Consider the following 13,884-nt stretch of genomic DNA (forward strand, 5'->3'; position numbering starts at 1 on the left):
TTTTTTACACGTATCTGATCACCTTAAAATAAATGATATGCTTGCAACCAAAGCGCATCGCAGCAGAAGGGGGCCGCTATGGCTATCTTCTGCAGGAACACTATCCCGCCCCGCCGTATGTATGTTTTTACTCTTTATTGCAACTCTTTTTTCACAGCATGTTTTAGCAAAAGGGGCTTTCTCTGTTAGCCAGGCAAAACGCATTTCCGGTACCGTGCATGATCAGGAAGGACAACCGGTTTTCGGGGCCACTGTAAGGGTGGCCGGCAAAACGGGCGGCACGCAGACCAATGAGGCCGGCCACTTCTCCATCAACGCAGCGGAGAATGACGTGATAGAGATCAGCGCCATCGGTTATGTGACCGGCAAAATAACGGTAGGCGCGCCAACGGAGTACCGGTTGGTGCTGGAGAAAGACATTGCCGAAATGAAACAGGTAGTAGTAGTGGGTTACGGCACCCAGAAAAAAGTGAACCTCACCGGTTCCGTGGCCCACATCGGCGGCGCGGAGCTGATCAAACGGCCCGCCACCAATGTGCAGAACCTGCTGCAGGGCAAGGTGCCCGGCCTGCAGGTAACGCAAGGCTCCGGCAAGCCGGGGGCAGACAATGCAGAGATCCGCATCCGCGGCGTAGGCACTTTCAGCGGCGCCGGCAGTGACCCGCTGGTGCTGATAGACGGCGTACGCGGAGACATGACCAGCCTCAACCCGGATGACATCGAGTCTGTTTCCGTGCTGAAAGACGCGGCCTCCGCCGCTATTTACGGCGCCCGGGCCGCCAATGGCGTTATACTCGTTACCACCAAAAGAGGGAAGGCCAAAGAGCTGACCATCCAGTACCATGGCAACGTGCAGGCCCAGAAGGCCACGCGCCTGCCCAAGCTGCTCACCAATTCGGCAGACTACATGATGTACTGGAACCAGGCCAACCAGCGCAGCGGCATCACGCCCTACTTCAGCCAGGAAACCATAGACGCGTTCAGGAATGGCAACGACCCTATCAAGTACCCCAACTTTGACTGGGTAGACCACATTTTCCGTACCGGCTTTGCGCACAATCACCACCTGAGCGTGAGCGGCGGCAACGAAAAGACCAGCTTCAACCTGGGCCTGGGCTACCTTGACCAGGACGGCATCATGAGCATTTACGGGTTTAAAAAATACAACCTGCTGATGGCGGTAGACACCCGCGTGCGCGACTGGATCACCATTGGCGGCAACATCCAGCTCAGCAAGCGGGACGTTGTGCAGGAAAACTTCGGGGACAATGATTTTGTGATGAGCGCTTATTCAGGCCCCAACTTCCGGCCCACCATGACCTTGCCTGACGGCACCACCGGCTACGTGGCCCGTTACAGCAACAGCATCGGGGAGTGGACGGTGAGAAACCCTGACGCCATTACCGCCAGCGGCTCCCGCAAGATCAACATGTACAGCGTAAGGCCGCAGCTGTATGCAGACGTAAGCCTTGCCAAAGACCTCAAGTGGTACACCAAAGGCGCCATTGGCTTCAACAGCGATTTCAACAAGCGCCACGAAAGCCCCGTGAACAACTACTATTATGACAACGGGGAATTTGCGCACAACAACGCCGTGTGGCAACAGGGCGTGCGTGACCTGATGACGCAGGTGCTCGAAACCACGTTCTACTCCACGCTCAACTATAAAAAGAAACTGGGCGGGCATGAGCTGGACGTACTGGCCGGCTACAACCAGGAGTCTAACTACTACCGGGAACTGAGCGGCTCCCGGCTCACCTTTCCTACCGCCACTATTTCCGAACTGAACGCCGGCGCGGCGCTGGGGCAATCTACCGGCGGCACCGCCAACGAGTGGGCCATCCGTTCCTTCTTCGGGCGTTTGATGTACAACTACAAAGACAAGTATTTGCTGGAGGCCAATGCCCGGTACGATGGTACCTCCCGCATTGCGCCGGAAACACGCTGGGGCTTTTTCCCCTCTGTATCTGCCGCCTGGCGCGTTTCCCAGGAAAGTTTCCTGCAATCCGTTACCTGGATGGACAACCTGAAAGTGAGGGCCTCCTGGGGGCGGCTGGGTAACCAGAACATTGGCCTGTACCCTTACCAGGACATGTTGTCTACCACCTCATATCCTTTTGATGAGCTGAAGCCCGGCGTGTTGCTGACGGCGTTGAGAGACCGCTCCCTCCGCTGGGAAACCACCACCGTTACAGACTTCGGCATAGACTTCAGCATGAAGAACGGTTTGCTGTCCCTCACGGCAGACTGGTTTGACAAGGTGACGGACGATATCCTTTACCAGATACCCGTGCCCGCCAGCGTAGGGCTCTCCGCGCCCACCGTGAACTACGGCAAAATGCGCAACCGCGGCTGGGAGCTGGAGGTAGGGCATCAGAACAAGATAGGGGAGGTCAGCTACAGCGTGAACCTCAACTTCTCCACGTTCAAAAACAAGGTGCTGAACGTAGTGAGTCCCACTTACGGAGACCGCATCATCAAGGAAGGCCTGCCTTTCAACTCCTACTACCTCATACCCTGGGACGGCATTTTCCAGAGCCAGGATGAGATTGACAAATCTGCCGAGCACCAGTACAACCCGCAGCCGGGAGACCTGAAGTACAAAGACGTGAACGGTGACGGGGTGATCAATTCTGATGACCGCGTGGTGGTAGACGGGGCATATGCCAAATTCTACTACGGCGGCAGCCTCAACCTGGCCTGGAAAGGTTTTGACCTCACCGCCTTTTTCCAGGGCGTGGAAGGCACCAAACACTACATAGGCGGCCCGCATATGGGCTGGGGCTATACGCCGTACACACAGGGCTCTCCTCCCACGCTTGACTTTATCAAAAACATGTGGACGCCCACCAACCCTTCCAACACCACGCCGGCCATCTACCACTCGCAGTACCGGCCCAATACCGGCACGGCCTCTACCTACTGGCTGCTGGACGCGTCTTACCTGCGTTTGAAGAACCTGGCCATCGGGTACACGTTTAACGGCCGCGCCGTGCGCGCCATTGGCCTCAGCGGCCTGCGGCTGTACCTGTCAGGAGACAACCTGTTCACCATCACGGACTACCCCGGCGCCGACCCCGAGAGGTCATGCGCGGGCTGCCGCTTCAGTGTATACCCGCAGGTAACTACGTATGCCGTGGGCGTGAAAGCAACACTTTGATCAAGAAACAGCACACAATATGAAAAAGTATATAAAAGTTTTTGTAACCAGCATGCTGCTCACAGGCGCAGCATCCTGCTCCGGCTTTCTTGATAAGGAGCCGCTTGACCAACTGGCCAGCTCCACCTTCTGGAAAAACCAGGCGGAGGTAGACATGGCGCTGGCGGGCGTGTACGCGCGCGTGCTCTCCTCTACTTTCAATCATAATACCATGTTCTGGGACGTCATGGGCGGAGACCTCTGCACCAACCAGGGCAATGCCGTTATTCCGCTGGCGCAGGGCATGGTGGAGCCGAACTCCGGCAGCCTGGTCAGCTCCATCTACAGCGAGTGCTACCAGGGCATCAGCGCCTGCAATTTTTTTCTGGACAATGTAGACCGCTCTCCCATAACAGATGATGTCAAGAACAAATACAAGGGCGAGGTGCTTTTCCTGCGCGCCATGTTCTACTTTACCCTCACGGAATTTTACGGCGCCGTGCCGATGTATACCAAACTGGTATCCATCAATGAGGCCAAGGTGGCCAAAACGGCAAAGGCGGACGTAGTGGCGCAGATACTGACAGACCTGGAAACCGCCATTGCCCAGCTGCCCAACGTGCCCTACAACGGGCATGCCGTAAAAGGCTCCGCGCTGGCGCTGAAGGCCAAGGTGCTGCTGCACAACGAGCGCTGGGAAGAAGCCGCCGCGGCCGCCAACCAGGTGATCACGGACGGTGTGTTCAGCATCTTTAACAACTACAGAACAATGTTCCTCGCTACCGGCCAGAACAACAACCCGGAGATCATGATGTCTGCCCGCTACCTCAACCCTGACAGGTCTTCACAGGGCCCGGACATACAGTTTGCCTGGCATGGCACCATCAACCCGCGCGCGGAGCTGGTAGATGATTATGAATGTACGGACGGGCTGCCCATCAGCACCTCTCCCCGCTACAACCCCGCCAACTGGCGGGAGAACAGGGACCCGCGCCTGCTGTTGACCATCAAAGGCTTTGAAGACAAGGTGCGCAACTCCGCCGGTGTGGAAATGGGCTTCAACTACAATGCCCCCTCCGGTACCGGCTACATGCCGGTGAAAGGCCTCAACTGGGACGCGCTGCCCGTAGACTACAATACCCGCAGCGAGCAGGACTGGGTATTGCTGCGCTACGCGGAAGTGCTGCTCATCTACGCAGAAGCAAAGAATGAGCACACCGGCCCCGATGCGTCCGTATACAGCGCCATCAACACAGTACGTTCCCGGCCGGGCGTAAGCATGCCAGACATTCCAGCGGGTTTGTCTAAAGAGCAGATGCGGCAGCGCATCCGGCATGAGAGAAGGGTGGAGTTTGCATTGGAAGGCAAGCGCTACCTGGACATCAAGCGCTGGAAAACAGCGGAGACCTATATTCCCACGCTGGTAGACCCGGGCGGCGTACGCAGGCAGTTCAACGCGGCCAAACATTACGTTTTCCCTTTCCCGCAAAGCGAAATAGATACGAATGATAAACTGGAGCAGAACCCTAATTATTAGGCAGGCTATTGTTCACCTTAAAAATCTGAAATGAGGAAATTTGTTTTACTGATCATATTGGGAGTATATGGAACGGCATGTAACACCAGCCGGGATAAGGTAACGTTCTCTTCTTTTGAGCAGGCCAAAAAACACGCGCTGCGGTATGACAAACCGGCCGTAGATTTTTTTGAAGGCGCCCTGCTGGGCAACGGCGGGCTGGGAGCGGTAGTCACCACCAGGCCTGACGGCATTATGATCTACTTCGGGCATAACAACGTGTGGGACATCCGCATTGCGGAGAAGAACCGCAAGGAGATCGGTACGTTCAACTATGTTTATAACAAGGTCAGCCAGATACCGGATACGCTTAAAATGCTTACAGACAACGCCTGGTACAAACAATACAGTACCATGGCGGCGGAGAATTACCGGCAGCCCTACCCCCGCCCGTTTCCCTGCGGCTCCGTGCTGCTGGGGTTTGACAGGAGGGAGGCGGAGCTGCTGGGCCACTCCCTCGATATTTCCAACGGGCTTTGCGAGGTATACCTGCTGAACAGCAAAAAAGAAAAGCTGACGCTGCAGGTGTTTACAGACATGCAGGAAGACAAGCTGTGGATGCGCCTGGTAGATGAGGCCGGCAACGAAGTGCCCAACATTTTCAACCGCATGCGGGTAATGCCGGACCCGTCCACGCCGGCGGAGTTCCCGAAGTACACCAGCTCGGAGCTGCTGCAGCAGGGCACGCTGTCTTTCAGGCAGGTGCTGCCTTACCAGGAGCCCGATGTGTATGACACTGCCAAAGGCCATCCTAAAGACAAGGCGCTGCGGCTCACGGCCACCGCCAATATTCCCATGAAAAAAAGCAGCCGCATCAACTGGGACGGCAACCCCGAAGAGATGCAGGCGCTGGAAGCGGCGTTTGAGCCAGGGAAAGGTTTTGTGGCCAGCGTATCCCTGGAAGAAGGCATGAATACCGCCGTGAGCGCTCAGCCAATAAACGCGCAGCCCGCGCCCGGCGGTTTTTCGGAGGCAAGGGCGGCGTCTGACAGCGTGTGGAAGGCCTACTGGGAAAAATCAGGCGTGAGCCTGAGCGATACCTTCCTGGAAGAGACCTGGTACCGCAACCTCTACTTCTTCAACTGCGCGGCCAAAGACGGCGCTACCACGCCGGGGCTCTTTGCCAACTGGAGCTATAACAAGATAGGCACCGCCTGGCATGGAGACTACCACATGAACTACAACACCCAGCAGCCGTTCTGGATGACCTTCTCCAGCAATCACCTGGAAAAGAACCTGCCCTACGTGAACCTGATAGAGTTCCTGATGGATGTGAGCAGGCGCTGGGCCAAAGAATATTACAACCTGCCGGGCGCTTATTTCCCGCACTCCGCCTACCCGGTAGATATGACCATGAACCCGTACCCCGTACCGCACTGGGGCTGGGAGATCTGCGAAACCCCATGGTCTGTGCAGGGCCTCTGGTGGCACTACCTTTATTCCGCAGATACCACGTACCTGCAAAACCGCGCCTACATGCCCATCAAGGAGGCCGTGCAGTTTTTGGTAGCTTACATGAAACGCCCCGAAGCACGCGGCGGGCCAAGGTGGCAGGACGACAAGTATCACATCTTCCCCACCATTCCGCCGGAGCTGTATGCGCTGCGGCCTGGGTTCAAATACAACTATGATTGTAATGTAGATCTTACCCTCACCAAATTTGTGTTCAAGGCGTTTGAAGAAATGGTGGGCATACTGAAAACGGAAGCAACAGATGGTGCGCTGCTGGCAGATGTGAAAGACATCCTGGCCCATTTCCCGGAATACCCAACGGCTGCATCGGAGAAATACGGCAAGGTGCTGGTATCTGTACCCGGGGAGCATGACCAGGTGGTGTACAACGTGCCTTCCCCGCTGATGAACGTATTTCCCGGAGAAGACGATGGCCTGCATTCCGACAGCGCCACGCGCAGGCTGCTGGACAATACCTACTACAACCAGCAGAACGAAGGCGGTAACGACCTGGTGTTCATCAACCTGCAGGCCGCCCGCATAGGCCGGCTGGACATAGACCGGTTCAAACGCCATGTGCAGTATTCCCTGCTGCCCAATGGCACCGCCATGGATAAAGTAATGCAGGTGCACGGCCGCTACCATGACCGTATGCAGTATGATTACATGGGAGCCATGGGCATCTGGTTCGAGAACTTTGCCCTGCCCGTGGTGATCAATGAGTGTCTGATGCAAAGCTACAACGGCATCATCAGGCTGTTCCCCAACTGGGATTTGCAGCAGGATGCGGCGTTCCACAACCTGCGGGCCGTGGGCGCTTTCCTGGTCAGCGCCTCCGTCAAGAATGGCGCCATGCAGGCGTCTATCTACAGCGAGAAGGGCGGCAAGCTGCGCATCTACGCGCCCTGGGGCAAAAGCGGCAGCGTTACGCACAACGGCAAACGCAGCAGCATTGACGCCGATGTAATTGAAATTGATACCAAAGCGGGTGAAACCGTTACACTGGAACCATAGCTTTTACTATTTAAAAAAACATTGTTTAGAAAATGGGTTTACCGTTAGACGGGATGATCGTTCTGGAGTTCAGTCAGTATTTATCCGGCCCCTGCGCAGGCCTCAGGTTGGCAGACCTGGGCGCCCGTGTCATTAAAATAGAGCACCCGGAAAAAGGAGAAGCAGGCAGGAAGCTGGCCATCAAAAACCTGTGGGTAGATAACAGCTCTTTATTGTTCCACACCATCAACAGGAATAAGGAAAGTTTTGCCGCTGACCTGAACAAAGAGGAAGACATGCAGTGGGTGAAGCAGCTGATCGCAAAAGCGCATGTAGTGACGCACAACTTCAGGCCGGGCGTGATGGAGCGGCGGGGGCTGGATTATGAGGCGGTGAGAAGGATCAACCCGTCTATCGTGTACGCCCAGATATCAGGGTATGGAGAAAAGGGCCCCTGGAAGAACAAGCCGGGGCAAGACCTGCTGGTACAATCCCTTTCCGGCCTGGCCTATACCACCGGCAGCTTTCATGATGCGCCCACGCCGCTGGGCCTGGGCATAGGGGATTACCTGTGCGGCAACCAGGCCGTGCAGTTCATCATAGCCGCCCTTGTCAAGGCCAGGAAAACCGGGCGGGGAACATGGCTGCAGCTGAGCCTCATGGAATCGCTGATAGATTTCCAGTTTGAGTTCTTCACCACCTATTTTCAGAGCCGCAAGGTACCGGAGCGGGCGCGGCTCAACAATGCCAACGCATTGCTCAGCGCGCCTTACGGTATTTACAGAACGGCCAACGGCTACCTGGCCATTGCCATGATGCCGGTGCAAACCCTCAACAAGGCCTTGCAATGCGCAGCCCTCAACGCCTATGCGGAAGAGGAGGCCTTTTCAAAAAGAGATGAGATCAAAAGTGTGATAGCCGGACACCTGTTGACCCAAACCAGTGAATACTGGCTGGAGCGAACGGGGGCGCTTGACCTGTGGGTGATGCCGGTGCTCGATTGGGAGCAGATGCGGGCTACTGGCGGCTACCAGGTGCTTGACATGGAGCAGGAAATAGTGCTGAAAAACAACCGGCGGTTCACCACCACCCGTTGCCCCGTTCGTATCAACAACACCTTGCTGAAGTCAGACAGGCCCGCGCCTGCCATCGGTGAGCATAATGACAGTATTAAAAGATCTTTAGCCTGACGCATCATGAATAACCTGTTGGAAGACATATTAGTGCTTGATTTCAGCCAGTTCCTCTCCGGCCCCAGCGCCAGCCTGCGCCTGGCAGACATGGGGGCCAGGGTGATAAAAATTGAAAAACCGGTAACGGGAGACATCTGCCGCATGCTGTACGTATCTGACGTAAAGCTGGAAGGCGGCGAATCTACCATTTTTCATGCCATTAACAGGAACAAGGAAAGTTATTGTGCAGACATCAAAGACAGCGCCTCCCTGGAAGCCGTAAAAAAGCTGATAGCGCAGGCAGACGTGGTGCTGCATAATTTCCGCCCCGGCGTAATGGAGCGGGTAGGGCTGGATTATAGACAGGTAAAACAGCTGAACCCCTCCGTTATTTACGGGGAAATAAGCGGCTACGGGCAGTGTGGCGACTGGAAAGACCTGCCGGGGCAAGACCTCCTGCTGCAAGCCGTATCAGGGCTTACTTACCTCACCGGCAGCCAGGGCCAGCCGCCCGTGCCTATGGGTGTGGCCGCCGCGGACATCATTGCCGGCACGCATTTAACACAAGGCGTGCTGGCCGCATTGCTGCAACGCTTGCAGACCGGGGAAGGCGCATTGATACAGGTCAGCATGCTGGAAAGCCTGCTGGATTTCCAGTTTGAAGTATTGACCTGCCACCTGAACGACGGGTATGAAAAACCCGTACGCAGCGCTGTGAACGGCGCGCATGCCTACATAGCCGCGCCTTACGGCATCTATGAAACGGCAGACGGGTACCTGGCCATTGCCATGGCACCTGTGGCCAGACTGGGAGAGCTGCTGGGCTCCGCGGAATTGGGCGCGTATACAGATGCGGGAGACTGGTTTACCAAAAGAGATGAAATAAAACGTATTTTAAAACAGCTGCTCCTGCAAAAAAAAACGGCGGAGTGGCTGGCCGTGCTGGAACCGGCAGACGTATGGTGTGCCGATGTAAAGCGGTATGACGCGCTGGTGGAAAGCGAAGGGTACCACCTGCTGGATATGGAGCAGTGGGTGGTGTCTGACGGCAAGCGGGTCAAAACCACCCGCTGCCCCGTGAGGGTTGACGGCCAGGTGCTCACGTCGGAAAGAGGGGCGCCGCTATTGGGAGAGCATAACAAACGTATCACCGAAGAATTTAACCTGTAATGAAAATAGTACCGGATATGATCAACAGATGTTTACTGGCCATCTTGCTGGGCGCCGCGCCCCTTTCCCTTGCTGCGCAAAAGGTGTCAGACTTTAACCTGAAGTTTTACGAGCCCGGCAAAAACTCCTGGAGCTCCATGCCGCTGGGCAACGGCGAAACATCTTGCCAGGCCTGGACGGACGCGGACGGGAACATTCAGTGCTACATTGGCGCCAACGGCGCGCGGGATGCTATGGACAACGTGCTGAAAACAGGCAAGCTGACCATTGCATTTGAACCGGCCATTTTCAGGAACGCCACCGGCTACTCCGAAGAGCTGCTGGTGAGCGAAGGCCTGTTCAGGATCAAAAGCAGCGCGGCGGAAGTGCAGCTGAGGGTAGACGCCAACCACCCGCAGATAGTGGTATGGGGCACATCCAAAGTGCCGGTGAAAGTAAAAGTGACCAGCAACATCTGGCGCCGGCAATCACGGCAGCTGGAAAAGGAAGAATATATCAACGACTACGGCAACAAGGGCATTCCCTTCGTGCCTTACGTGGAGGCGGATGAAACGGTGCCGGGGTTGCGCAATGCCGTTATCTGGTACCACCGCAACAAAAGCGAACTGTTCTGGAACGAAATGATGAAAGCCAATGGCCTGCTGAACGAAGGCATTGCCAACCCCTTAAAGAACAGGACGTTTGGCGCCATGGTGAAAGGGAAGGGGATGGAGGCCCTGAATGATACCACCCTGCAATCTGCGCAGGCAGGCAACACTTTCGCTTTTACCACCACGCTGCTCACCAAACAAACAGCAACGGCGGAGCAGTATGTGAACGATATCAAAGATCTGTCCGCCCGGCTGGAACGCCTGCGGGAAAGTGATATGCTGGCCGCGCACAAACGCTGGTGGGCCGGGTATTGGGACCGCAGCTATGTTTATTTCAGCGCGGCAGACAAGGCGCTGAACGATACGCTGGCCCAGCTGAACCGCGGCTATGTATTGCAGCGTTACGTAAACGCGCTGGCCGGCCGCGGTACTTTGCCCATCAAGTTCAACGGCTCCACCCTGGTGCTGGATACCTATCATGACAAAATAGGGCGCGTCAGCGGAAAGTCTGCAGACGAGCGGCTGTGGGGCGGCGCCTTCTGGTGGCAGAACACGCGCCTGATGTATTACCCCATGCTGGCCTCCGGAGACTTTGACCTCATTCAGCCTTTTATCGATTTTTACCTGAAAGACCTGGAGGTGGCAAAACTGCGCGCCCGCAAATTCTACGGCCTGGACGGCGCCCGCTTTGTGGAAACCGTACATTTCTGGGGCGCCTGGCGCGGGCAGGATGTAGGCTGGGACAGAACCGGACTGCCACCCGGCGTTTCCAACAATCCTTACATCAAAGATGTGATCATTGCCGGGCTCGAAATGGGTAACTACCTGCTGGACTATTGCAGTTATACCGGCAACAAGGAAATGCTGGAAAAAAAAGCCCTGCCTTTTATACGGGAAGTGCTGACGTATTATGACCAGCATTACCCCAGGGACGAGCACGGCAAGCTGCATATTGCGCCCGCACAGTCGCTCGAAACTTATATAGAAGCCGAGAACCCCACGCCTGATATTGCTGGGCTGCAATACGTCATTCCCCGCGTGATGCAGCTTGCGAAAGACCCCGCCCTGCTGGCGCTGTGCCGCAAGCTGGAGAAAGCTGCGCCGGCCCTGCCCATGGGCGGGAAGAACGGCCAGCCCATCATACTGCCCGTGCAAGCATACAAGAAGATCATCAATGTAGAATACCCTGAACTGTACCCGGTATTTCCTTTCCGGTTGTACGGCATAGGCAAGCCTGGTATTGAAACCGCCATTCATACCTTCAACGATAAACACAGAACTTATTTCGGCTGGCATCAAACCGGCATACAGGCAGCCTTGCTGGGGCTGACGGATACTGCCGTGAAAGTGATGCAGCACAACGGCCTGGCGTTTGACAAACGTTTCCGCTTTCCCGCTTTCTGGGGGCCCAATTACGATTACACGCCAGACCAGGACCATGCTTCCAACTTTATCAATACCATCCAGACCATGCTGCTGCAGGCGGATGAGAAGCATATTTACCTGTTGCCCGCCTGGCCCGCGCACTGGAACGTAACGTTCAAGCTGCATGCGCCCGGCAACACACAGGTGGCGGCCACGTGGAAGAACGGGCAGTTTACCGACATCCAGACCTGGCCCGCCAGTCGCAAGAAAGATATCAAAACAGCTCACTCAAAATAAACGGAGATGAAGAACCCAAACAGTGATGTAACCAAACACAAAGACATTCCCGTATGGAATGCGGAAGACTGGTATTATGAAGATATCGAGATCGGCAAGCGCATCCGGTCTATCCGCCGCACCATCAGTGAAGGAGAGAGCATGCAGTTCAATGCGCTGGTGCTGGACATGCATCCTTATGTGGCAGATGAAATATTTGCCCGCGAGAGCGGCATCTTCGGCAAAAGGCTGGTGGCCGGCGCTTTTGTATTCAGCGCGGGGCTGGGCCTGGTGGCCACCAATTGCGTGAACGCCTTCAGCTACGGGTATGACAAGCTGCGGTTCATCAAACCCGTATTCATCAACGACACCATTTATACCATCAAAACAGACCTGGACAAACAGCCCAAGTATGAACAGATGGGCCTGTACCGCGCCAGCTATGAAGTGTTCAAGAACGAAGGCGAGCTGGTGCTGTACTGCGAGCATATACAAACGGTAAAATACCGCCACCCTGAACAGTTCAAGCAGGCATAGCGTATGTTGCAGCGGATATATTTTGAAGACTACACCACCGGCGCCTGGCGGGAAACCGCCGGCCGCACCATTACGGAAACAGACATTGTGCTGCATGCCGGCCAAACCGGCGATTTTTTTCCGCACCATATGGACGCAGAGTGGTGCAAGACCCAGCCCTTCCGGCAGCGCATAGCGCACGGCACCCTCATTTTCAGCATTGCCATTGGCCTGACGGCCACCGTGGTGAACGAAGTGGCGTTCAGCTACGGCTATGACCGGCTGCGCTTTCTGCAGCCCGTGTTCATCGGGGATACCATCCGGTCAAAGGTGACCATCAAGGAAAAGCGCCCCTACAAAAAGCCCGGCTCCGGTTTGGTAACAGAGCTGGTGGAAGTATTTAACCAGGCGGGGGCCTGCGTAATGGTATGCGAGCACATATTACTGGCACAGTTAAAAACTTGACAGATGAAAGGAACGATCAGGCTGAAAGGGATCACCTGGGGCCACAGCCGGGGATATACGCCGCTGGTGGCCTGCGCGCAGCGCTATGAAGAGCTGCACCCGGAGGTAAGCATCACCTGGCAGAAAAGAACGCTGCAGGAGTTTGCGGATTTTCCCATTGAGCGGCTGGTGCATGACTATGACCTGCTGATCATTGACCACCCCTGGGCAGGCTGCGCCGCCGCCACGCAATGTGTACTGCCGCTTGACGAGCACCTGCCTGCCGCTTACCTGGCGGAGCAGCGGCAGCACACCACAGGCGCTTCTCATGAAAGTTATTACTACGGCGGCCACCAATGGGCGCTGGCCATTGACGCGGCCACGCCGGTAGCCAGCTACCGGCAAGACCTGCTGGCGGAGCCGCCTGCGGATTGGGAAGCGTTGCTGCAGCTGGCAGAAAAAGGCAAGGTAGCCGTACCGGCCATTCCCATAGACCTGCTGATGAACTTTTATATGTTTTGCATAGCCCTGGGCAACACGCCTTTTACCAGTGAGGAAGAAGTAATAGACAACACCACCGGCGCCGCCGCCCTCAACATGATGGCTGCTTTATGGGGCCGGGTAAACCCGCAGCTGTTTAACTGCAACCCTGTAGCCGTGGCAGAGCTGATGACGGCCACAGATGATTACTGGTATTGCCCCTTTGCCTACGGTTACTCCAACTATGCCCGCAGGGGCTACGCCCGCCACCGGTTGCAGTATGCAGACCTGGTAACGGTAAACGGCAAAAAATTATGCAGTACATTAGGAGGAACGGGGCTGGCGGTTTCCGCTTTTTCAGCCCACCCGCAGCAGGCGGTGCAGTTTGCACAATGGGCGGTGTCCCCGCAGGTGCAAGCTTCCATCTACGTGGAGCATGGCGGGCAGCCGGGCCACCGGCTGGCCTGGGAAGATGAGGAAGCCAACAGGCGCACCAACGGATATTTCAGGAACACGCTGCCCGCGCTGCAAAGAGCGTTTGTGCGGCCACGTTATAACGGATACCTGCATTTCCAGGACCACGCGGGCAACCCGCTGCATCATTACCTGCAATACGGCGGCCATGAAGCAACCGTGCTGAACGAGATGAACAGTCTCTACCGGCAGTCGCGGAAGCTGCTGCATGCATAACACTTCAAACTATACCATGCT

The 13,884-nt window shown here is 56.0% G+C and carries 9 protein-coding genes; all 9 read left to right on the plus strand.

Features of this window, described 5'->3' with window-relative positions; genetic code table 11:
- The first annotated feature begins 121 nt into the window (after positions 1 to 121).
- From ABDW36_RS11935 to ABDW36_RS11975, 9 genes are read left to right on the plus strand one after another with little or no spacing between them, the layout of a single operon-like run.
- Positions 122 to 3,160 (plus strand): TonB-dependent receptor, encoded by a 3,039-nt coding sequence (locus ABDW36_RS11935; protein ID WP_343702330.1) that lies wholly within the window; start codon positions 122 to 124, stop codon positions 3,158 to 3,160.
- Between the two features lie 19 nt (positions 3,161 to 3,179).
- Positions 3,180 to 4,676, plus strand: a complete 1,497-nt coding sequence (locus ABDW36_RS11940; RefSeq protein WP_343702131.1) for a RagB/SusD family nutrient uptake outer membrane protein — start codon at positions 3,180 to 3,182, stop codon at positions 4,674 to 4,676.
- A 30-nt stretch (positions 4,677 to 4,706) separates the two neighbouring features.
- The gene (locus tag ABDW36_RS11945) at positions 4,707 to 7,181 is read left to right on the plus strand and encodes a glycoside hydrolase N-terminal domain-containing protein (protein WP_343702132.1); all 2,475 of its coding nucleotides are present in this window, start codon (positions 4,707 to 4,709) and stop codon (positions 7,179 to 7,181) included.
- A 32-nt stretch (positions 7,182 to 7,213) separates the two neighbouring features.
- On the plus strand, positions 7,214 to 8,350 hold the full coding sequence (locus ABDW36_RS11950) for a CaiB/BaiF CoA-transferase family protein (RefSeq protein WP_343702133.1): 1,137 nt from the start codon (positions 7,214 to 7,216) through the stop codon (positions 8,348 to 8,350).
- 6 nt (positions 8,351 to 8,356) lie between these two features.
- On the plus strand, positions 8,357 to 9,502 hold the full coding sequence (locus ABDW36_RS11955; protein WP_343702134.1) for a CoA transferase: 1,146 nt from the start codon (positions 8,357 to 8,359) through the stop codon (positions 9,500 to 9,502).
- Positions 9,503 to 9,519: 17 nt separating this feature from the next.
- Positions 9,520 to 11,754, plus strand: coding sequence for a DUF5703 domain-containing protein (locus ABDW36_RS11960; protein WP_343702135.1), 2,235 nt, complete (start codon positions 9,520 to 9,522; stop codon positions 11,752 to 11,754).
- Between the two features lie 6 nt (positions 11,755 to 11,760).
- Entirely contained in the window at positions 11,761 to 12,270 is a 510-nt protein-coding gene (locus tag ABDW36_RS11965) for a MaoC family dehydratase (protein WP_343702136.1), read from the plus strand.
- A gap of 3 nt (positions 12,271 to 12,273) precedes the next feature.
- A complete protein-coding gene (locus ABDW36_RS11970) occupies positions 12,274 to 12,714 on the plus strand; it encodes a MaoC/PaaZ C-terminal domain-containing protein (RefSeq protein WP_343702137.1) in 441 nt (146 codons plus the stop codon).
- Between the two features lie 3 nt (positions 12,715 to 12,717).
- Entirely contained in the window at positions 12,718 to 13,863 is a 1,146-nt protein-coding gene (locus ABDW36_RS11975; RefSeq protein ID WP_343702138.1) for an extracellular solute-binding protein, read from the plus strand.
- Positions 13,864 to 13,884 lie beyond the last annotated feature (21 nt).

The organism is Chitinophaga sp., assembly GCF_039596455.1.
Taxonomy (GTDB): Bacteria; Bacteroidota; Bacteroidia; order Chitinophagales; family Chitinophagaceae; genus Chitinophaga.